At 69.6% G+C, this 20433-nt stretch carries 18 protein-coding genes; 3 read left to right on the top strand and 15 right to left on the bottom strand.

The genetic code is table 11. The features are described from left to right. Nucleotides 1-26 precede the first annotated feature (26 nt). The 5 genes from ACGF7Y_RS03405 to ACGF7Y_RS03385 all read right to left on the bottom strand — a co-directional run bounded on the left by ACGF7Y_RS03405 (nt 27) and on the right by ACGF7Y_RS03385 (nt 4769). Nucleotides 27-1823: a nickel-dependent hydrogenase large subunit gene (locus ACGF7Y_RS03405; protein ID WP_393228736.1), complete on the bottom strand. Its 1797-nt coding sequence runs from the start codon at nt 1821-1823 to the stop codon at nt 27-29. Between the two features lie 11 nt (nt 1824-1834). Beyond that, nucleotides 1835-2890, bottom strand: coding sequence for a hydrogenase expression protein HypE (locus tag ACGF7Y_RS03400; RefSeq protein WP_393228734.1), 1056 nt, complete (start codon nt 2888-2890; stop codon nt 1835-1837). 93 nt (nt 2891-2983) lie between these two features. Continuing rightward, nucleotides 2984-3826 (bottom strand): hydrogenase nickel incorporation protein HypB, encoded by an 843-nt coding sequence (gene hypB / locus ACGF7Y_RS03395; RefSeq protein ID WP_393228732.1) that lies wholly within the window; start codon nt 3824-3826, stop codon nt 2984-2986. Beyond that, nucleotides 3784-4158 (bottom strand): hydrogenase maturation nickel metallochaperone HypA, encoded by a 375-nt coding sequence (locus ACGF7Y_RS03390; protein WP_393228730.1) that lies wholly within the window; start codon nt 4156-4158, stop codon nt 3784-3786. Before ACGF7Y_RS03390 ends, hypB begins: the two co-directional genes overlap by 43 nt. Nucleotides 4159-4394: 236 nt before the next feature. Continuing rightward, nucleotides 4395-4769, bottom strand: a complete 375-nt coding sequence (locus tag ACGF7Y_RS03385) for a PepSY domain-containing protein (protein WP_393228728.1) — start codon at nt 4767-4769, stop codon at nt 4395-4397. A 114-nt stretch (nt 4770-4883) separates the two neighbouring features. Between ACGF7Y_RS03385 and ACGF7Y_RS03380 the strand changes: the two genes are divergently transcribed. Continuing rightward, nucleotides 4884-5561, top strand: coding sequence for a response regulator transcription factor (locus ACGF7Y_RS03380; RefSeq protein WP_040867915.1), 678 nt, complete (start codon nt 4884-4886; stop codon nt 5559-5561). After that, the gene (locus ACGF7Y_RS03375) at nt 5554-7029 is read left to right on the top strand and encodes an ATP-binding protein (protein ID WP_393228726.1); all 1476 of its coding nucleotides are present in this window, start codon (nt 5554-5556) and stop codon (nt 7027-7029) included. Before ACGF7Y_RS03380 ends, ACGF7Y_RS03375 begins: the two co-directional genes overlap by 8 nt. A 41-nt stretch (nt 7030-7070) precedes the next feature. Here the strand turns inward: ACGF7Y_RS03375 and ACGF7Y_RS03370 are convergent, their stop codons facing one another. From ACGF7Y_RS03370 to ACGF7Y_RS03335, 8 genes are all read right to left on the bottom strand, one after another. After that, nucleotides 7071-7973, bottom strand: coding sequence for an alpha/beta hydrolase fold domain-containing protein (locus ACGF7Y_RS03370; RefSeq protein WP_393228724.1), 903 nt, complete (start codon nt 7971-7973; stop codon nt 7071-7073). Between the two features lie 125 nt (nt 7974-8098). Then, complete coding sequence (locus tag ACGF7Y_RS03365) at nt 8099-9244, bottom strand: acyl-CoA dehydrogenase family protein (protein ID WP_393228722.1); 1146 nt, start codon at nt 9242-9244, stop codon at nt 8099-8101. A gap of 738 nt (nt 9245-9982) precedes the next feature. Then, nucleotides 9983-10879 (bottom strand): lysophospholipid acyltransferase family protein, encoded by an 897-nt coding sequence (locus ACGF7Y_RS03360; protein ID WP_393228720.1) that lies wholly within the window; start codon nt 10877-10879, stop codon nt 9983-9985. A gap of 328 nt (nt 10880-11207) precedes the next feature. Next, complete coding sequence (gene hflX / locus ACGF7Y_RS03355) at nt 11208-12635, bottom strand: GTPase HflX (protein ID WP_393230914.1); 1428 nt, start codon at nt 12633-12635, stop codon at nt 11208-11210. Nucleotides 12636-12824: 189 nt separating this feature from the next. Then, entirely contained in the window at nt 12825-13706 is an 882-nt protein-coding gene (gene dapF / locus ACGF7Y_RS03350; protein WP_393230912.1) for a diaminopimelate epimerase, read from the bottom strand. Between the two features lie 33 nt (nt 13707-13739). Next, the gene (locus ACGF7Y_RS03345) at nt 13740-14576 is read right to left on the bottom strand and encodes a TrmH family RNA methyltransferase (protein WP_393228718.1); all 837 of its coding nucleotides are present in this window, start codon (nt 14574-14576) and stop codon (nt 13740-13742) included. Further along, on the bottom strand, nt 14573-15505 hold the full coding sequence (gene miaA / locus ACGF7Y_RS03340; protein WP_393228716.1) for a tRNA (adenosine(37)-N6)-dimethylallyltransferase MiaA: 933 nt from the start codon (nt 15503-15505) through the stop codon (nt 14573-14575). Before miaA ends, ACGF7Y_RS03345 begins: the two co-directional genes overlap by 4 nt. Then, nucleotides 15502-16266, bottom strand: a complete 765-nt coding sequence (locus ACGF7Y_RS03335; RefSeq protein ID WP_393228714.1) for a hypothetical protein — start codon at nt 16264-16266, stop codon at nt 15502-15504. The genes miaA and ACGF7Y_RS03335 overlap by 4 nt, the downstream gene beginning before the upstream one ends. Nucleotides 16267-16507: 241 nt before the next feature. Here ACGF7Y_RS03335 and ACGF7Y_RS03330 point away from each other — a divergent pair, with 241 nt between their 5' ends. Further along, nucleotides 16508-17884, top strand: a complete 1377-nt coding sequence (locus tag ACGF7Y_RS03330; protein WP_393228712.1) for a DUF349 domain-containing protein — start codon at nt 16508-16510, stop codon at nt 17882-17884. Between the two features lie 64 nt (nt 17885-17948). Here the strand turns inward: ACGF7Y_RS03330 and ACGF7Y_RS03325 are convergent, their stop codons facing one another. Both ACGF7Y_RS03325 and miaB read right to left on the bottom strand, forming a co-directional pair. Next, nucleotides 17949-18665: a hypothetical protein gene (locus ACGF7Y_RS03325; RefSeq protein WP_393228710.1), complete on the bottom strand. Its 717-nt coding sequence runs from the start codon at nt 18663-18665 to the stop codon at nt 17949-17951. After that, a complete protein-coding gene (gene miaB, locus ACGF7Y_RS03320) occupies nt 18662-20209 on the bottom strand; it encodes a tRNA (N6-isopentenyl adenosine(37)-C2)-methylthiotransferase MiaB (protein WP_393228708.1) in 1548 nt (515 codons plus the stop codon). The genes ACGF7Y_RS03325 and miaB overlap by 4 nt, the downstream gene beginning before the upstream one ends. Nucleotides 20210-20433 lie beyond the last annotated feature (224 nt).

Raw genomic sequence — 20433 nt, 5'->3', positions numbered from 1 at the left:
CTCCGGTCGTTTCGCCCGACGCGGACTCACTCGGGGGTGAGCGTCTGCGTCGGTGAGTGCAGTTTCTCCAGCGACTTTCCGTTGCCGAGGTACATGTGCACGCCACACGGCAGGCACGGATCGAAACTGCGCACCGTGCGCATGACGTCGATGCCCTTGAAGTGCTCGCGGTCGTTCTCCTCGAAGATCGGCTGGCCCTGCACCGCGTCCTCGTAGGGGCCGGGCGTGCCGTAGCTGTCGCGCGGGCTGGCATTCCACGGCGTCGGCGGATACGGGTGGTAGTTGGCGATCTTGCCGTCCCGGATCACCATGTGATGCGACAGCACGCCGCGCACCGCCTCGGTGAAACCGCAGCCGATGCCTTCCTCGGGGACCTCGAACTTCTCCCAGGTCTTGGTGTGGCCGGCCCGGATCTCCGCCATCGCCTTCTCCGCGAAGTGCAGCGCGCAGGCCGCCGCGTACGCCTGGAAATAGGTGCGCGCGCGGTTGCGCTCGAGGGTGTTGCTGCCGTGCACCGGGATCTTCCACTCCAGCGTGACCGGGCCTTTGAGCGCGGTCTTGGGCAGGTTGATCTGCACGCTGTTCCCGGTCGACTTCACGTACCCGATGTCGACCAGGTTGGCCAGCGCCGTAGACCACAGCCGGGCCAGCGGGCCGCCCCCGGTGTCCAGCGAGAGGTGGTCGGTGCCGTCGAACCAGCGTGGCGACATCACCCAGCTGTATTTCTCGTCCAGGTCTCGCTTCTGCGGCCTGGGGTTGGTGTGCTGGTTCCAAGGATGGCGCCGGTCCACCGGGTTGCCCAGCGGATCGCTCTTCACGAACATCTCCTGATCGGTCCAGTCCTCGTAGTACGAACTGCCCAGCAGAATCCGCAGGCCCAAGTTGATGTCGACCAGGGAGGTGGTCAGCAGTTTGCCGTCGACCACGACGCCGGGTGTGACGAACATCTTGCGGCCCCAGTCGGCCATGTCCTTGTACTCGAAATTGCAGAACTCAGGGTCCTGGAACGAGCCCCAGCAACCCAGCAGCGTGCGCCGCAGACCGACTTTCTCGTAGCCCGGCAGCGCCTCGTAGAAGAAGTCGAACAGGTCGTCGTGCATCGGCACGACCTTCTTCATGAACTCCACATAGCGCATCAGGCGGGACAGGTAATCGGTCATCAACTGAATCGTCGCGACCGTGCCCGGTCCACCGGGATACAGCGTCGACGGGTGGACATGCCTGCCTTCCATCAGGCAGAACATCTCCCTGGTGACCCGGCTGACCTGTAGCGCCTCCCGGTAGAACTCACCGGTGAACGGGTTGAGCGCCCGCATGATGTCGGCGATCGTGCGGTACCCGTGGTCGCCCGCGTGCGGCGCCTCGGTGTTCTCCGCCCTGGCCAGCACGCCCGGGTTGGTCTCGGAGACCATCTTCTCGCAGTAGTCCACGCCGACCAGGTTCTCCTGGAAGATGTTGTGGTCGAACATGTACTCGGCGGCTTCGCCCAGGTTCACGATCCACTCGCCGAGGTGCGGCGGGCGCACGCCGTAGGCCATGTTCTGGCAGTAGCACGAACAGGTGGCGTGGTTGTCACCGCAGATGCCGCAGATGCGGCTGGTGATGAAGTGCGCGTCGCGCGGGTCCTTGCCCTTCATGAAGATCGAATAGCCGCGGAAGATGGACGAGGTGCTGTGGCACTCGACCACCTCCCGGTTCTCGAAGTCGATTTTGGTGTAGATGCCGAGGCTGCCGACGATGCGGGTGATCGGGTCCCACGCCATCTCGACGAGACGGTCCGGCTCGATCGTCCGGTGCGACGGCTCCGGGATGATCTGTGTCATCAGAGATCCTCCTACCAAGTGCGGGTCGCGCCGGTCTCCAGCTTCCGGCCCCGGTGCCGCCAGTGCGGCTCCTTGTCGACGGTGCGTCCGGTGATGTGACGGAGGCTGCGGATCACCGATCCGTAGAGCCCCGATGCGCTGGACGAGAACTTCCCGCCGGGTGGTTCGTCCATGAACGGCATGAACTTGTCCGGGAAGCCCGGCATGGTGCAGCCGATGCAGATTCCGCCGACGTTCGGGCAGCCACCCAGGCCGTTCATCCAGCCGCGCTTGGGGACGTTGCACTTGACCACGGGCCCCCAGCAGCCGAGCTTCACAATGCATTTCGGCGAGCCGTACTCGGTGGCGAACTCACCCTGCTCGTAGTAGCCCGCCCGGTCGCAGCCCTCGTGCACGGTCGCCCCGAACAGCCACTTGGGCCGCAACGCCTCGTCGAGCGGGATCATCGGCGCCTGTCCGGTCGCCATGTAGAGCAGATAGGTGAGCGTCTCCGACAGGTTGTCCGGCTGGATCGGGCAGCCCGGCACACACACGATCGGAATACCCGCCTTGCTCTTCCAGTCCCAGCCGAGATAATCCGGCACGCCCATCGCGCCGGTCGGGTTGCCCGCCATCGCGTGGATGCCGCCGTAGGTCGCGCAGGTGCCCGCCGCCACGATGGCCGTGGCTTTCGGCGCGAGACGATCCAGCCATTCGCTGGTCGTCATGGGCTGACCGGTGGCGGGATTGTTGCCGAACCCGCACCAATAGCCCTCTTCCTTGATCTGCTCGTTCGGAATCGAGCCCTCGACCACCAGAACGAACGGCTCGAGTTCCCCGCGGTCGGCCTTGAAGAACCACTCCAGGAAATCATCGGCGCCGCCGTTCGGGCCGCACTCGAAGTCGATGAGCGGCCAGTGCACGGCGATCTTGGGCAGACCGGGCAGGGCGCCGAGAGCGATTTCTTCGATGCTCGGCTGCGTGGCCGCCGTCAAGGCGACCGAATCACCGTCACAACTGAGTCCGGCGTTGATCCAGAGGACGTGGATCAGCGTTTCTTCGGCTCGTACTGCTTCCTGAGTGGGCATGTCTCGCCACCTTCCGCAGCGGACCACCGGGGGCCGAATCTCACCTTTCTCGAAGAAGGGGTCACCCGTAGATGTGATCCTGATCACTTCACCTTAAGCGCGCCCGGCGGCTTCCTCAAGAGCCGCCGAACCGGCCGCGCGACGCCGCCCGGCCAGCCAGTCATACCAGGTAGACAGGCCTGCACCGCTGCTCACGGACAGCGGAAGGACCTCGACGCCGGGATGTATCGAATGGATGTACTCCCGGCATCGGTCCAGATCGAAATCGACATACGGCAGCAGATCGGTCTTGTTCACCAACACCAGTCCTGCCGCCTGGAACATGTGCGGATACTTCAGCGGTTTGTCGGTCCCCTCGGTCACCGAGATGACGACCACCTTCTCCCGCTCCCCCAGGTCGAACAGCGCCGGGCAGACCAGATTGCCGACGTTCTCGACGAACAGCAGCGTGCCCGGCGCCGGGTCGAGCTTCTCCAGCGCGCGATACATCATCTCGGCGTCGAGGTGACATCCCGCGCCGGTGTTGACCTGCACGACCCGGCACCCTGTGGCCTGGATCCGTTCGGCGTCGAGCAATGTCGCCTGGTCGCCCTCGATCACCGCGATCGGAGTCCGGCCGGACTCGCGGATGGTGCGTTCCAGCAGACTGGTCTTGCCCGCGCCCGGCGAGCTGGTCATGTTGAGCGCGACGATGTCGCGCTCGGCCAGCCAGGCCCGGTTGCGTTGCGCCAGTTCGTCGTTCTTGGCCAGCACCTTCAGTTCCAGGCTGACGGTCTCGGTGGCGGGCACGTGGACGTGGTCGGCGTCCGGACCGTGCGTGTGCTCATGGGGATGGGGGTGCTCATGGGCGTGGTCGTGCGCCTCGGAGTGCTGGTGGTCGTGCGGGACGCGAATCAGCGCGGCGGCGTCGTCGCCGCAACCGCAGGTTGCGCACATGCCTCACTCACCTCCATGGATCGGATACGCAGCTCGCGCCCGGAGCGGATCTCGACATCGGCGCTGCCGCAGGGACACAGCAGGATCGGGTCGGGCAGCCGGAACTCGGCTCCGCAGGTCCGGCACGCCCCTACGCCGGGGATCTCCACCAAGACCAGCTGCGCGCCCTCGGCTACCGTCGCCTCGGCCGCGACTTCGAAACAGAACCGCATGGCCTCGGGCACGACGGCGCACAGCGCGCCGACCTCGACGGTGACGGAGTGCACCCGCCGGCCCGCCGCGTGCTCGCAGACGGCGTCGATGACGCTCTGCGTGATGGCCATCTCGTGCATCGCGACCTCGATTCCTCGAGCGGACAACCTTGAGGCTACTCCCGGGCAATCGTGGCGCGGACCCAATCCACGATGCTCGGCGAACGCATCTTCATGGCGTTACGCACGACGCCGGCCGGGGCGTGCTATCGGTGAAGCCACGGCCGGGATCCCCCTCCGGATCCCCGCTCGCCCGGCAGCAAACATCTTCTGCTTACCCGAGCACCGACCCGTCACACCTGCGCCGCCGCGGGAGCTCAGTCGTGGTCGATCGCGCTGTGGACCGCGCCGGGGTGCGCATCGATCGTCATGTCGTACCGCACGCCCGCGGGCGTGGTGAGCTCGACCTCCCAGACCGGGGTGCCGCGATCGGAGTCGAGTTCGGTGGACCGGACCCGCCCGCCGGGCACGGCCCGCACCGCCGTGTCGATCGCCTGCTGCCTGCTGATCCCGGTGTCGGCCACCAGCGACCAGTCCCCCGCGGACGAGCGGAAGGCGACGGTGTGATCGTCCGGCCCGCCGGTGGCGACAGCGGCCAGGGCCGCGCTGAGACCGACGACGACGGCCGCGACGGCCGTGCCGACGAGGAGCCAGCGAAGACCGGCGTAGGCACGGCGGAAAACGGTTGTCATGCGAAACCTCCTGCGGGAGTGCTGATTCGAATGCGACTACGGTGACGCACGGAACTGAAGGCGAGCTGAAGACACCTGAAGACGGTTTCAGGATCGGTCTGCCACTCTTGGTGGATGCGTCTGCTGATCGTGGAGGACGAGAAACGTCTGGCTCTCACACTGGCAAAAGGCTTGTCGGCCGAGGGATTCGCCGTGGATGTGGTGCACGACGGCGCCGAGGGGCTGCACCTGGCGACCACCACCGACTACGACCTGATCATCCTCGACATCATGCTGCCCGGCATGAACGGTTACCGGGTCTGCGCCGCGCTGCGCGCCGGGGGCCACGAGACACCGGTGCTCATGCTGACCGCGAAAGACGGCGAATACGACGAGGCTGAGGGGCTGGACACCGGAGCGGACGACTACCTCAGCAAGCCGTTCTCCTACCTCGTGCTGCTGGCCCGCATTCGCGCCCTGTTGCGCCGCCGAACCCGCGGCGGAGCACGGGTGCTGCGCGTCGGCGACCTGATCGTGGACCCGGGCACCCGGACCTGCCGGCGCGGCTCGCAGGATGTGACGCTCACCGCCAAGGAGTTCGCCGTGCTCGAGCACTTGGCCGTCCGCGCCGGGGAGGTGGTGTCGAAAGCCGATATCCTGCACCACGTCTGGGATTTCGCCTACGACGGCGATCCGAACATCGTCGAGGTCTACATCAGCACGTTGCGCCGCAAGATCGACGCGCCGTTCGGGCGCCGGACGATCACCACCGTCCGCGGCGCCGGATACCGGCTGGCAGCCGACCGTGCCTGAGCGGAGCAAGCGTGCGTGGTGGCGATCGGTCCGCACGCGCACCACGGTCGCGGCGACGGCGGTCGTCGCGGTGGCGCTGACGGCCGCCGGGCTCACGGTGCTGGCGGTGCTGCGGCACAACCTGGTGCACAGCGCCGAATTGCAGGCGGAGACCACCGCGCGCGACGTGGCGACCCAGCTCGCCTCGGGCGCCGACCTCGCGCGATTGTCGCTTCCGGACGCCGAAGATCGACCGGTGCAGATCGTTTCGATCGACCGCCGAGTCCTCGCGGCCGCCGACGAACTCGCGGGGAAACCTCCGATGGCCGACTTCGGGCCCCTCGCGAAGGCCTCCGAGGACCGAGACGACGAGGACGACGAGGACGACGCAGAGGACGAGGGGGAATCGGACGACGACGAAAGCCCCTCCCCGAGCGCGGACCCCACGACGGCCGACGCGGAATTCGGCGACGTACGGCTGACGGTGGACACCGAGGACGGCCCGCAGCCGTTCCGGGTCGCCGCCCTCGCGGTGACCGCCCCCGGCGGGCAACCCGCCACCGTCTACGCGGGCTCCTCGCTGGAGACCGCCGACAGCGCGGTGGCGGACGCGCGGCAGGCGATGCTGATCGGCCTGCCGCCGCTGCTCGCCCTGGTCGCCCTGGTGACCTGGCTGGTCACCAGGCGCGCCCTGCGCCCGGTGGAGGCGATCCGCAGGCAGCTCGCCGAGATCATGGACGGCGATCTGTCCCGGCGCGTGCCCGAACCGGGCTCCCGCGACGAGATCGGCAGGCTGGCGACCACCACCAACGCCACGCTCGCCGCGCTGGAGGAATCCGGGGAGCGCCAGCGCCGATTCATCGCCGACGCCGCCCACGAATTGCGCAGCCCCATCGCCAGCCTGCGCACCCAGCTCGAGGTAACCCAGGCCCACCCCGACCTGTTGGAACTGGACGGCCTGATCGGCGACACCATCCGGCTGGAACACCTCGCGGCCGACCTGTTGCTCTTGGCCCGGCTCGACGCGGGCGAGCAACCGCGTGCGGATCGCGTGGACCTGACGGTCCTGGTTCGCGACGAACTGGAGCACCGTGCGGGCGACCGGGTGGCCGTGGAGATCGCGACACCGGAGGACGCCGTCGCGGTCACCGGCAGCCGTACCCAGCTCGCGCGCGTCCTGGGCAACCTCGTCGACAACGCCCAGCGGCATGCCGCGAGCATCGTGCGGGTAGCCGTGCAGCGCAGCGCCGACGGGCGGGCGACGCTGTCGGTCGGCGACGACGGCCCGGGTGTGCCGCCCGCCGATCGCGAGCGCATCTTCCAGCGGTTCGTCCGCTTGGACGACGCGCGCAGCCGCGACGAAGGCGGCGCGGGTCTGGGCCTGGCCATCGTCCGCGATGTCGTCGAACGCCACGGGGGCGCCATCCGGGTTGTCGACGGCACGGCCGGCGGCGCCTGCTTCGTCGTAACCCTGCCCACTCGCGTCTGACTACCGCGCCCTGTCAGGGGCGATATCGACTGGGGATTCGCTCAACCCCCGAGTGCGCTGCGCAGACGTTCGATGACGATCCTGCGGGCGGCCCGTCCTTCGGGGGTCGGCGTCAGTGGATAGACATGCGGCAGCCCCTGCCCGGCGTGGTAGTCCACCGTTACTCCGGCGCGACGTGCCGCGTCCACCAGCAGGCGCGTGTCCGGGTGCAGGATGTCGTCGGTGCCGCAGAAGACCGTCAGCGGACCGAGCCCGCGCAGGTCGGCGGCGAGCGGGCTGACCCTCGGGTCGGCGATCTCCAGGTCGCCCCGCCAGTGCTCGATGAGCACCCGAGTCCCCGCGACGCCCAGCCACGGGTCCCGGGGCTGCACGACCGGTATCTCCGGATTGCTCAGCGAGAGATCGAGGGCGGGTGCGATCAGCACGGTGCCCGGCAGCCGCACCCGATGCTCGTCCCGCAACACCACCGCGGCCGACAGAGCGATCTGCCCACCGGCGGAATCCCCCGCCAAACAGACGTTCTCGTAGGTTTCCCGGTTCGCGAGCACCAGCTCGACGAAGCCTTGGACGACTTGCGCGGCCGTCCCGAACGGAATCAGCGGGTAGATCGCGACAGTCACGGCCGCACCGGTTTCCGCGGCGACGGCCGCGCACAGCGCCCAATGCTGCGGTGCGATCTCGTGCACCCAGCCGCCACCGTGCGCGTACACGACATTCCCCCGAGGCCGCTGCCCGCGCGGAGTCAGCGTGTAGACCGGCCAGCCGCCGCGACGGTCCACCGTGATCGCCACATCCGCGCGCAGCCGGCGCGGCGGACCGTAACGCCGGGGCCGCAGGCTCAGATCGCGAACCCGCTCCCTCGCCGCGCCGACGTCGATGAATACCCGGTTGGCGCGCGTCGCCTTCAAATATCCGCGCACGACCTGGTTGGCCAGACTCGGCATCGCATCTCCTCCACTTCGGGTGATGAACGGACGTCGAGTCCGCCGACACCTCGGGAGGCGATTGTGCCCCAGGCGATGCCCGGGCCGACGGTGGACGGCGGCCCGAGCGGAAACCCCGCGCGCTGTCAGGAGAGTTTCAGACTCCGCCCGATGATCTCCTTCATGATCTCGGTGGTGCCACCGTAGATGGTCTGGATGCGAGCGTCCATGTAGGCCTTCGCGATCGGGTATTCCTTCATGTAGCCGTATCCGCCGTGCAGTTGCAGGCAGCGGTTGATCAGGTCGAGCTGCTCCTCGGTGCTCCACCACTTGGCCATCGCCGCGTCCTCGGCGGTCAGCTTGCCCTCGTTGAGCAGTTCGATGAATTTGTCCACCATCAGGCGCACGGCGGTGGTCTTGGTGGCCAGTTCGGCGAGCACGAAGCGGGTGTTCTGCAGCGCGCCGATCGGCTTGCCGAACGCCTTGCGGTCGCGGACGTACTGGACGGTCATGTCCAGGCAGGACTCCATGGCCGCCGCCGCCATGACGGCGATCGACAGCCGTTCCTGCGGCAGGTTCTGCATGAGGTGGATGAAGCCAAGACCCTCGGTGCCGAGCAGGTTCTTGCCGGGCACGCGCACGTCGGTGAAGCTCAGCTCGGCGGTGTCCTGGGCCTTGAGGCCGAGCTTGTCCAGGTTGCGGCCGCGCTCGAAGCCGGGCATGCCGCGCTCGACCACCAATAGGCTGAAGCCCATCGCGCCCTTCTCCGGGTCGGTCTGCGCCACCACGATCACGATGTCGGAGTTGATGCCGTTGGTGATGAAGGTCTTGGCGCCGTTGAGGATCCAGTCGTCCCCGTCGCGCACCGCGCGGGTCTTGATGCCCTGCAAATCCGAACCGGTGCCCGGTTCGGTCATCGCGATCGCGGTGATGATCTCGCCCGCGCAGAAACCGGGCAACCAGCGCTGCTTCTGCTCCTCGTTGGCCAGTTCGAGCAGGTAAGGCGCGATCACATCGTTGTGCAGCGAGAAGCCGAGACCGGAGTACTGGCCGCGCACCGACTCCTCCGAGACGATGGCGTTGTAGCGGAAATCCTTCACCCCGCCGCCGCCGTACTGCTCCGGCATGGCCATGCCGAGAAAGCCCTGCTTGCCCGCCTCGAGCCAGACCGCTCGGTCGACGATGCCCTGCTCCTCCCACTTCGCGTGGTTCGGCGCGACGTGCTGATCGAGAAACTTGCGGAACGACTCCCGGAACAGTTCGTGTTCGGGTTCGAACAGTGTGCGTTCCACGCCAACCTCCTAGTGACCACACCGGCCGGTCCACACCGACCAGTCGTTGCCCATACCGTACCTGGAAGGAGAATCCCTGTTCACTTCTGGGGCCAGAACCATGGTCTCACCAGGAGCGGCGGTACGGGTCGGGATCAGCAGGCGAGATTCCCCGCAAACGGTCGGGGGTCTGGGAACGGCCGGGGACGACAACGCCGGGCATCGCTGGATTCCACCCGATTCTTCGGCGAGGCCGGCCGATCACCGGTCCGGCGGCCGCTACGCGGCAGCTCGGGCCTGGCCGCTACCGGCTCATTCCGCCGAGAGCGCCATAGCCCGCGCCGGTCGGCGGCGAACACTCGAACCAGCCCACCCATGCGGAAGACCTGCGTGAGCGGGCGCGCTGAAGGCCTCTGATGCGCAACCGGTCCGCCACGGCCGCCCCACCGTCACCGACGCCTTCTGTGCCACTCGGCCCCGCGACAACTGGAGCATCACGGAGGCGTGGACCGATCCCACTCCGGCGCCATCACGCGGCGCAATCACATCCAGCTGCGTCCGACGGGCTGACCCGCCGATCGAGCCGCTGGACACATGGCATCGGCGCCACGAACCGGTCGTACCGACCGGACTCGGCGTGCATCCGACGTCGACTTCGTCCCCGCTCGGCGGCGACTACACCGGAGCGACCCTATGCCCCGGCTCGGTCGGATCGGCAGTCACCGGATCGAGAGCCGGTGCAGACCGGACAGCGAACCGTCAGAGATTCAGCCAACCCCGCACACGACCCACCAGGGTGCGGCCTTGGTCCCGCGCCCGTTCGGCGAAGAGGAAGTTCATCTCCTCCTCCAGCGCCTTGCGCACCACGTCGCGGAATTCGACCGCGGCGGCGTGCATGTCGCCCGCGTCGCGCCAGGGCGCCGGGTCGATGGGCGCGCCCGCGGAGAAATAGAAGCGCTCCGGCCGCGGGATCATGGTGGGACCGACTCCGCGGATGAGCGGCGGGGTGAGATCGCGGCTGAGGCCGAGCGCTTCCACGGTCCAGCGCAGCGGGCGCAGGATCGGATGGTCGCCGTCCACCACGATGTCGAAGGCGTCGTCGACGCCGATCATCGCGACCGGGACGATGGGCGCGCCCGCTTCGATGGCCATGCGCGCGAAGCCGCTGCGCCCTTCCCACTTCAGCAGGTACTTCTCGTTCTTGCGGCGCACCGCCTCCCGGCCGCCACCGGGGAACACCATCACGGCCTCGCCACGCCGCAGCAGGGCCAGGCAGTTGGACCGAGTCCCGCGCACCGCGCCGTAGTGGTGCAGCAGGTGACGTATACCGGGCACATTGATCAGCACGTTCTCGGCGAGACCGCGGATCAGGCGGCCGCGGCGGCGCAGCACCTCGGGCAGCAGCATCGGCGCGTCGATGCCGCCCAGCAGGTTGTGGTTACCGACCAGCAGCACCGGGCCGTCGGCGGGGATGTTCTCCAGGCCGTAGAAACGCGGGCTGGTCCACGCGCGCAGCGGCGCGAGCAGGGTGTCGATCACCCGCACATCGGTGTCGGTCAGCGCGACCGACAGGGGCGCACCGTCGGTGAGCGCCGGATCGGCGCTGCGCACGGCGCCGGAGCGCCGGGTGCGGGAATCGGAGCGGGCGTCCGACATGAACCCTCCTGGTGTCGATTCGATGACGATAGCGCAACGAAATCGACTGCGTCGCACCGGATGTGCGCGTCATATCGCGACACGCCCATTTGGTCGAGCGACCAGCTCGTTCATCGTCCCAGCAAGCCCGTCGCGAACTCGCAAGTCATCGCCCCGCCGAGGCGCCCATACCGAGGCCCACTCCACCGCACGGAAGCCCTGCGGCAGCCGCGCGACTGCGGCCGGAGCGTCCCGGGCTGACTTGCGCACACGTGACGCGGCACAGGCGACCACCGGCGGCGTCCACCGCCGCCCGCTGGCGCTGGACCGAGTCCTCGCACCCAGAGGCTTACTCGCCGGACTCCCCCGTGCCCGCGTGCGCGTACTCCGACAGGGCGGCCGCCAAGGCGTGCGGGACGCGCGCGTGAACGCGGGTTCCGCCCTCCTCATGGTGGGAGTCGAAGATGCGGCCGTCGGCATGGATGCGGGCGAGCAGGTCGCCGCGTGTGTACGGCAGCAGCACGCTGATCTCCACGTCCAGCCCGCCGAGCATTTCGGCGAGCCGCTCACGCAGCGCGTCGATGCCACGACCGCTGCGCGCGGACACGAACGACGCGTCCGGCAGCAGCGCGCGCAGGTTGGTGAGCTCGGTCGGCCCCATCGCGTCGGTCTTGTTGACCACCAGCAGCTCCGGCGGGGCGGGCGTGCCGGATTCCTTGATCACGTCCGTGATCACCTCGCGGACGGCCTTGATCTGCTCGGCGGGCAGTGCGTCGGAACCGTCCACCACGTGCAGCAGCAGATCGGCGCCGGTCACCTCCTCCAAAGTGGAGCGGAACGCCTCGACCAGTTGCGTGGGCAGATGCCGCACGAAGCCGACGGTGTCGGTGAAGACGACCTCGCGCCCGTCGTCCAGCTCCGCCCGGCGGGTGGTCGGATCGAGGGTGGCGAACAGCGCGTCCTGGACCAGCAGGCCCGCGCCGGTGAGCTTGTTCATCAAGCTCGACTTGCCTGCGTTGGTGTAGCCGACGATCGCGACGGACGGGATGCCGCTGGAGTTGCGGCGCGCCCGCATGGTGTCGCGCGCGGTCTTCATCTCCCGGATCTCCCGGCGCAGCTTGGCCATGCGCTCACGGATGCGACGACGGTCGGTTTCGATCTTGGTCTCACCGGGGCCACGCAGACCCACGCCGCCGTTGCTGCCCGCGCGGCCACCGGCCTGCCGGGACATCGACTCGCCCCAACCGCGCAGCCTGGGCAGCATGTACTCCATCTGGGCCAGCGAGACCTGTGCCTTGCCCTCCCGGGAGGTGGCGTGCTGGGCGAAGATGTCCAGGATCAACGCGGTCCGGTCGACCACCTTGACCTTGACCACCTTCTCCAGGGCGGTCAGCTGCGCCGGAGTGAGCTCGCCGTCGCAGATGACGGTGTCGGCGCCGGTCTCCAGCACGACCGAGCGCAACTCCTCGGCCTTGCCGGAGCCGATGTAGGTGGCCGGATCCGGCCGGTCGCGGCGCTGGATCAGCGCTTCGAGCACCTCGGAGCCCGCGGTCTCGGCGAGCGCCGCCAGCTCGGCCATGCTCGCCTCGGCCTGCGCGGCGGTACCCGCGGTCCAGACACCGACCAGCACGACGCGCTCCAGGCGCAGCTGCCGGTACTCGACCTCGGTGATGTCGGCGAGCTCGGTGGACAGGCCCGCCACACGCCGCAGCGAGCTGCGGTCCTCCAGTTGCAGCTCGCCCACGGTGGGATCGGCCGACCAGCCGGACCGGTGCATTCGCGCTGCGTGCTCGGCGACCACGTCGCCGGTCACCGCGTCGTCGCCGGTCACGGCGTCGTCGGCCGCCTCGGCAGCGCGATCGTTCGCGTCGGCCGGAGTGAATTCATACGTCTCTGATTTCCTCATACACCATCCATGCTGCCACGACATCACCGCAGCACGCACGCGGTTATCGCGGGGCGGCGCTCACAGCCCGTCCCACCACGATCCGGCGAGGCGGCCCGCGGCCACCAGAACCGACGGCCCGCGCAGCCACGCCGAGCCGCGCTCCAGCCCGACGGTCAGCTCACCGCCGGGCACCCGGACCGTCACCCGGCCGGTGTCCGCGGCGATCCGGAAGCCGTCGGCGGCCAGCGCCGCGGCGGCCGCGGCGACGGTTCCCGTTCCGCAGGAACGGGTTTCGCCCACACCGCGCTCGTAGACCCGCATGTCGACCGAACCATCGGCGTCCAGCGCGGTGACGATCTCGACGTTCACCCCGTGCGGGAAGAGGTCCGGATCGAAGCCGGGCGCCACGGTCAGGTCGAGCTTCCCGAGCGCGTCCGCGGACATCCCCGGATCGACGCAGGCCAGATGCGGATTGCCGACGTCGATGCCGATGCCGGGCAGCGCCCAGCCCGCGAGGGTCGCGGTGGACGCGCCGAGTTCGCGCACCGGCCCCATACCGACGGTGACGTCGCCGGTCACCGAGTTCCCGGCATGCACCGTCACCGGGCGCGCGCCGGCGCGGCTGCCGACGACGAAACTGTCGCGGTTCTCCAGTCCCGACACGCTCAGGTAGTGGGCGAACACGCGCACGCCGTTGCCGCACATCTCGGCGATCGAACCATCGGCGTTGCGGTAGTCCATGAACCAGTCGTCGGCGCCGACGCCTGCCGGGATCTCCGCGAGTACCCCGGCGGCCAGCAGCGCACCGGTGCGCGCGACCCGCAGCACGCCGTCCGCGCCGAGGCCGCGGCGGCGATCGCAGAGCGCGCCGACCCGCGCGGCCGTCAGCGCCAGGTCGGCCCCCTGGTCCGGCAGCACCACGAAATCGTTCTGGGTGCCGTGGCCCTTGGTGAACTCGATATCCGGCACGTGCGATGTCTCCCTATCTCGTCGTCACTTGGCAAACGTCCGGCGCTGCCGGGAAATTTCGTAGAGCGCCACCGCGGCCGCCGAGGGCGCCCCCAGCGAGCTGGCCGTGCCGCCCATCGGGATGTACACCATGTCGTCGCAGGCCGCTTGCCAGGCGGCGCTCATCCCGCTGGTCTCGTTGCCGACGACCAGGATGGTCGCGTCGGTGAAGTCGTAGTCGTAGGCGGCGTGCGGGGCGTGCTCGTCGGTCCCCACGATGCGGGTCGGAATGCCACGGCGCACCTGCCGGTTGCGGAACTCCAGCACCTGCGGGGGCCCGGCGGCGCGGATCACCGGCACGGCGAACAGCGAACCGGTCGAGGCCCGTACGGCCTGCGGGTCGTACTGGTCGGCGCCGTGCCCGGTGACGATGACGCCGCAGGCCCCGAACGCGTCGGCCGAGCGGATCAGGGTGCCGAGATTGCCCGGCGAGTTGGGCCGGTCGAACACCACGACCACCGGCGCGTCCTCCCCTGGCTCACCCGGCTCGAAGGTATCCAGCTCGGGCTGCCGCGACTCCGCGACCGCCACGAGTTCCGGTATCCCCCCGGACTTCTCGCCGAGTTCGGCCATCAGCTCGGGCACCAGGCCGACCTGCGGAACGCTGCTGGTGTCCAGCACTTCGCGCGCCCAGCTCGACAGCTCCGGGCCGCCGAGGCGGTACAACAACGTCTCCAGCGGCCAGTCGTTGGCCACGGCCTGCGTGATCGGACGCACCCCCTGCACCAGGAAACGACCGTCGCGATGACGCTTGGTGCGGTTGTTGAGATATGCCTGCCACACCTGGACGGAGGCGTTGCGCGTGCTCACACGTCGGGTCACTGCGGAGTCCGTTCTTTCTCTTCGAGCAGGGCCAGCGCCCTCGCGGCCGGTTCCGGCGCGGCGCCGTCCACCCACCGCACCCGAGGATCGCGCCGGAACCAGGAGCGTTGCCTGCGCACGTAGCGCCGGGTACCGATCAGGGTGCGTTCCTGAGCGTGGTTCAGGTCGTATTCGTTGTCCAGATAGGCCAGGACTTGTGCGTAGCCGATAGCGCGCCGCGCCGTGACGCCCTCGCGCAGGCCGTGCTCGATGAGGCCACGCACCTCCTCGACCAGCCCGCCCTCGAACATCGCCGCGGTGCGCCGCTCGATGCGCTCGTCCAAGGCCGCGGTCTCCCGGTCCACACCGATGATGACGGTGCCCCAGCGCGGCGGCCCGATGGTCGGCGCCGAGGCGGCGAACGGCCGTCCGGTGAGTTCGACGACCTCGAGCGCCCGCACCATGCGGCGGCCGTCGGTGGGCAGGATGGTGGCCGCGGCCACCGGATCGGCCGCGCGCAGCGCCGCGTGCACGGCCGCGACACCCCGCTCGGCGAGCATCGCCTCCCAGCGCGCCCGGACGGCCGGATCGGTGGCCGGGAACTCCCACTCGTCCAGCAGCGCCTGGACGTACATCATCGAACCGCCCACGATGACGGGCACCCGGCCGCGCCCCATGATCGCGACGACGTCCGCGCTTGCCGCCGTCTGATAGGCGGCCACGGACGCGGTATCCGTCACGTCGAGCACGTCGAGCTGGTGATGCGGAATGCCCCGGCGCTGCGCGAGCGGCAGCTTCGCGGTGCCGATGTCCATGCCGCGGTAGAGCTGCATGGCGTCGATGTTCACGATCTCGCCGCCTAGCCGTTCGGCCAGATCGAGGGCGAGATCGGATTTGCCGGTGGCGGTGGGACCGACCACCGCGATCGGGGTGATGCCGGAATCGGTCACGGCGCCACGCCTTCCGCGGGCCGCCAGATGCTCACGTGGTAACCGACCCCGAACGGGGCATCGCAGTACCGCGTCTCGACCAGCGGGTCGGCCAGGAACAGCCCGGCCAGCACCTGGTAGGCGGCGCGTCCCGAGAGGCTCAGTTCGGCGCACAGGCCGGGATCGAGTGCCCGCAGCGCGGCGCGATCCCCCGTGCTCAGGGCGTGGTCCAGCCGGTCCTGCACCGGCCGCGCCCGTTCGTCGAGGTAGCCGGGCGCCTTGGTGGACAGTGTCGCGGCGCCGTCGGCGACGACCAGCACACCGCGCGGCGCGGCATCGCCGTCCAGATCGGCGCGCAGCTTCGCCCCGGCCTCGCGGCAGTGCTCCGCCGTCGCGTCCGCGGCGACGATGCGCGCCTCGGCGGTCGCGCTCGGGGCGACCTGCCCGCGTAGCCATCCCCCGATCAGCACGGCCAACGGCAGGCCGGCATCGGCCCGCTGCGCTGCGGCGACCGCCGCGCCGGAGAGCCCGACGCGCACGTCCGCGCCGAATCCGCGGAACGTGCCCGCGGTCTCCGGACCGAACGTGCTCTCACCTGCGCCGACGCCGAGCACCGTCCAGCGCTGCGCCACGGCGGCGAAGGCGCGTACGGCGTCGAGCACGGCGGACCGCAGCACCGCGCGCGGGTCCGGATCGCCTGCTCCCGCCGCGTCCGCCACGCCGCCGCACAGCTCGGGGACCAGCACGGGTGGCGACGGAACGAGAGCGGCGACGGAGAACACGTCGTAACCGTAGTCGTTGCCGGGACCACCGGTACCGCCCGGCTTCGAGTGTCTCTGCCGGAAATACCGCCGGGATTGATAGTGTTCGAGGAGCTACAACCCAGGTCATCAGGGGTTGGAAACCCCCGGGATTCCTCCTCGGGAAGGCATGGGTCGATGGTCACAAGGGCTCGGACCGGGTTGAATGGGATGAGCTAGGGCGTAACCAGGCAGCCGTGACGCGCGGCAGGGACGAGGAAACATGACCGACAGCAACGGAACCGCGAAAGCCGGCCCCGGCAAGATGCCCCGTTCTTCCGGTGCCCCGAAACCGGGCCGCTCGATTCCACCGCCCAAGCCGCACGCGGTAAAACCCGCCCCGGGCCCCGCCCAGCAGCATCCCCATCCCGTCGTGGTCCCCACCGTCTCCGATCCGAGCCTGTGGGGCCGGGTCGATGAGGACGGCACCGCCTGGGTGAAGACCCCCGAGGGCGAACGCCAGGTCGGCTCGTGGCAGGCCGGCGACGCCACGGAGGGTCTGGCCCACTTCGGCCGCCGGTTCGACGACCTGGCCACCGAGGTCGCCCTGCTGGAGGCGCGGCTGGCCGCGGGTGCGGACGCGCGCAAGACGAAGGCCGCCGCCGTGGCGCTGGCCGAGTCGCTGCCGACCGCCGCGGTGATCGGGGACATCGAGGGGCTGGGCCGGCGCTTGCAGGCCATCGCCGAGCACTCCGAGGAAGCCGCCGCGCACGCCAAGGAAGAGAAGGAACGCGCCAGGCACGAGCACACCGAGCGCAAGGAGGCGCTGGCCGCCGAGGCGGAGAAGATCGCCGCCGAGTCCACCCAGTGGAAGGCCGCGGGCGATCGGCTGCGCGAGATCCTCGATGAGTGGAAGTCCATCCGGGGCGTGGACCGCAAGGTGGACGACGCGTTGTGGAAGCGCTACTCCAAGGCCCGTGAGGCGTTCAACCGCCGCCGCGGCGCGCACTTCGCCGAGCTGGATCGCGAACGCGCCGCCGCGAAGTCGCGCAAGGAAGAACTGTGCGTGCAGGCCGAGGAACTGTCCGGCTCCACCGAATGGGTGGCCACCGCGGGCGTCTTCCGCGATCTGCTGGCCGAGTGGAAGGCCGCCGGTCGCGCGCCACGCGAGGCCGACGAGGCGCTGTGGCGGCGCTTCAAGAGCGCGCAGGATGTCTTCTTCGCCGCCCGCAACGCCGCTGTCTCCGAGCGCGACGCCGAGTTCGAGCAGAACGCGACCGCCAAAGAGGAACTGCTGAGCGCCTACGCCTTCATCGATCCGTCCGCCGATCTGGAAGTGGCCCGCAGCGCGCTGCGCGAGCTCCAGGAGAAGTGGGACGCCATCGGCAAGGTTCCGCGCGAGCGCATGCAGGAACTGGAAGGCAAGCTGCGGGCGATCGAGAAGCGCGTGCGCGACGCCGTGGACGCGCAGTGGCGGCGCACCGACCCCGAGGCGATGGCCCGCGCCGCCCAGTTCCGCGAGCGCGTCGCGCAGTTCGAGGAGCAGGCGGCGAAAGCGCAGGCCGCGGGCAACGCGCGCGACGCGGAGAAGGCGCTGGAGCAGGCCAAGCAGTGGCGGGAGTGGGCCGAGGCCGCCGAAGGCGCCGTCAGCAACCGCTGAGTTCGCTCGATAGACGATTGCGGCCCTTCCCATCGGGAAGGGCCGCTCGTGTGTGCGATCAAGGTCAGGAGTCGCCCATGAGGCGACGCCGGTCGCGTTCCTCCGCGGCCGCGGCGGCGTTGCGGCGCTGCTCCTCGGCGGCCAGGTGCAGCGTGGTGCGGCTCCACACCACGCGGACCCAGTGGAAGGTGAGCACGACGGTCACGATCGCGCCCAGGATCAGCCCGATGCCGGGGCCCGCGCCGATATAGTTGCCCACGCCGGGGGTCTGGCGGTGCCAGATCGAGAGCACGCCGAACACGCTTGCCACGGCGCTGCCCGCGACGGCGATCCAGGCCAGCACCCAGCGGCGGGTCATCAGCGCCAGCATCGAGAACCCGATGCCGAAGACCACGAGGAACCAGACGAAGACCCGCGAGGGAAGCCCGATGTGCTCGGCCCGCGCGACGTCGGTGTCCAACAGCACGTCGAAGCCGCGCGCGGTGCCCGCGTGCGACAGGACCAGCGAGGCCAGCAGCAGGAACACCGCACCCGCCACGACCATGGCGCGGATGCCGGGATCGATCTCACCGGCGATCTTGCGCTCGACGGCATCGAGATCGTCGCGGAACTGTTCGAAATCGCCGGTGCTCTCGACCGAGCTCACTGAGTCCTCGTTTCGTTCGTCTGCGTCGCGGCTGCCGGGCCGGTGTCGCGGGTTCGCCGCGGACGCGTCGTCACCGGACGGGTGAACCGCCCCGTCGCCATCGCGGGTGGCGTCGTCGTCCGGGCCGGTGGTCATGCGCCGCAGCCGGTCGAGCAGCCCGCGGCCGCGGGTTCCGGGGTGGGCGCGCCGATGCGGGGCAGCCCGAGCCCCACGCCGATCGGCGCGGTCTTCGGCGTGACACCGCGTTCGTGCGCGTCACCGGCGCGGGTGCGGCGGTGCGTCTTGATCGCGGCATCGGCGACGAGGTGGTGCGGCGCCGCGGCGGTGATGTCGACCGTGACCAGGTCGCCGGGGCGAATCGGCTCGGCGGTGCCGCCCGGCCGGAAGTGCACCAGCCTGCCGTCGCGGGCGCGGCCGCTCATGCGCGCGGTCGCGGCGTTCTTCTTGCCCGCGCCCTCGGCCACGAGCAACTCCACCTCGGTGCCGATCAGCTCCCGATTGGCGGCCAAGGAGATCTCCTCCTGCAGCGCGATGAGGCGGTCGTAGCGCTCCTGCACGACGGCCTTGGGCAGCTGGCCGGGCATGTCCGCGGCGGGCGTACCGGGTCGCTTGGAGTACTGGAAGGTGTACGCGCTGGTGAAACGCGCCTGCCGCACGACATCGAGGGTCTCCTGGAAATCCTCTTCGGTCTCGCCGGGGAAGCCGACGATGATGTCGGTGGTGATCGCGGCGTGCGGCATCGCGGCGCGGACCTTGTCGATGATCCCGAGGTAGCGGGCCTTGCGGTAGGAGCGGCGCATCGCCTTGAGCACCCGATCCGAGCCGGACTGCAGCGGCATGTGCAGCTGCGGGCAGATGTTGGGGGTCTCGGCCATGGCCTCGATCACGTCGTCGGTGAACTCGGCCGGGTGCGGCGAGGTGAAGCGGACCCGCTCCAGGCCGTCGATGTGCCCGCACGCACGCAGCAGCTTGGCGAACGCGCCGCGGTCGCGCGGCTCGCTCGGGTCGGCGAACGACGCGCCGTAGGAGTTCACGTTCTGGCCGAGCAGCGTCACCTCGAGCACGCCTTGGTCCACCAGCGCCTGTACCTCGGCGAGCACGTCACCGGGGCGGCGGTCGACCTCCTTGCCGCGCAGGGCGGGCACGATGCAGAAGGTGCAGGTGTTGTTGCAGCCGACCGAGATGGAAACCCAGCCCGCGTAGGCGGATTCGCGCTTGGCGGGCAGCGAGGACGGGAACGCCTCCAGCGACTCCAGGATCTCCACCTGGGCTTCCCGGTTGTGCCGGGCCCGCTCCAGCAGCACCGGCAGCGAACCGATGTTGTGGGTGCCGAAGACCACGTCCACCCACGGCGCCTTGCGCACCACGACGTCGCGATCTTTCTGCGCCAGGCAGCCGCCGACGGCGATCTGCATGCCGGGACGGCTCGCCTTGGTCGGCGCCAGGTGACCGAGCGTGCCGTAGAGCTTGTTGTCGGCGTTCTCGCGCACCGCGCAGGTGTTGAAGACGACGAGGTCGGCCGTCGCGCCGGGCGCGGCCTTCACGTATCCCGCGTCCTCCAGCAAACCCGACAAGCGTTCGGAATCGTGCACGTTCATCTGGCAGCCGAAGGTGCGGACCTCGTAACTGCGTGCTGTGCCCTCGGGGGGAGCCGACAGTGCCTGTCCGATCGAATCCACCCATCCAGGGTACGGGGCGGCCTCCGGCGGTTTTCGCGCGCATCGGCGCAGGCTCCGGGCGTCCGCCGCCGACGCCGAAGGGACCGGGAGGTTACGCGCACATGTCGAATCGGCGCGGCGAGACGGTGTGTCGCGGAAAGCCGGGCAAATCCCCGATTTTTGCCTAAGGTCATGACCATGACCGACGACGCCGCCGCTCCCGGCACGACCGGGGACGCCTCTGC

Origin of the sequence: Nocardia sp. NPDC047654, from assembly GCF_043205035.1 — a bacterium.
Taxonomy (GTDB): Bacteria; Actinomycetota; Actinomycetes; order Mycobacteriales; family Mycobacteriaceae; genus Nocardia.
Note: the sequence above shows the minus strand (reverse complement) of the source record. Positions and strands in the feature narration are given on the sequence as shown.

Coding starts and splice junctions, on each gene's coding strand:
- ACGF7Y_RS03405 (WP_393228736.1), bottom strand. CDS start 1,823: ATGACACAGATCATCCCGGAGCCGTCGCACCGGACGATCGAGCCGGAC.
- ACGF7Y_RS03400 (WP_393228734.1), bottom strand. CDS start 2,890: ATGCCCACTCAGGAAGCAGTACGAGCCGAAGAAACGCTGATCCACGTC.
- hypB (WP_393228732.1), bottom strand. CDS start 3,826: ATGTGCGCAACCTGCGGTTGCGGCGACGACGCCGCCGCGCTGATTCGC.
- ACGF7Y_RS03390 (WP_393228730.1), bottom strand. CDS start 4,158: ATGCACGAGATGGCCATCACGCAGAGCGTCATCGACGCCGTCTGCGAG.
- ACGF7Y_RS03385 (WP_393228728.1), bottom strand. CDS start 4,769: ATGACAACCGTTTTCCGCCGTGCCTACGCCGGTCTTCGCTGGCTCCTC.
- ACGF7Y_RS03380 (WP_040867915.1), top strand. CDS start 4,884: ATGCGTCTGCTGATCGTGGAGGACGAGAAACGTCTGGCTCTCACACTG.
- ACGF7Y_RS03370 (WP_393228724.1), bottom strand. CDS start 7,973: ATGCCGAGTCTGGCCAACCAGGTCGTGCGCGGATATTTGAAGGCGACG.
- ACGF7Y_RS03360 (WP_393228720.1), bottom strand. CDS start 10,879: ATGTCGGACGCCCGCTCCGATTCCCGCACCCGGCGCTCCGGCGCCGTG.
- hflX (WP_393230914.1), bottom strand. CDS start 12,635: ATGCACCGGTCCGGCTGGTCGGCCGATCCCACCGTGGGCGAGCTGCAA.
- ACGF7Y_RS03330 (WP_393228712.1), top strand. CDS start 16,508: ATGACCGACAGCAACGGAACCGCGAAAGCCGGCCCCGGCAAGATGCCC.
- ACGF7Y_RS03325 (WP_393228710.1), bottom strand. CDS start 18,665: ATGACCACCGGCCCGGACGACGACGCCACCCGCGATGGCGACGGGGCG.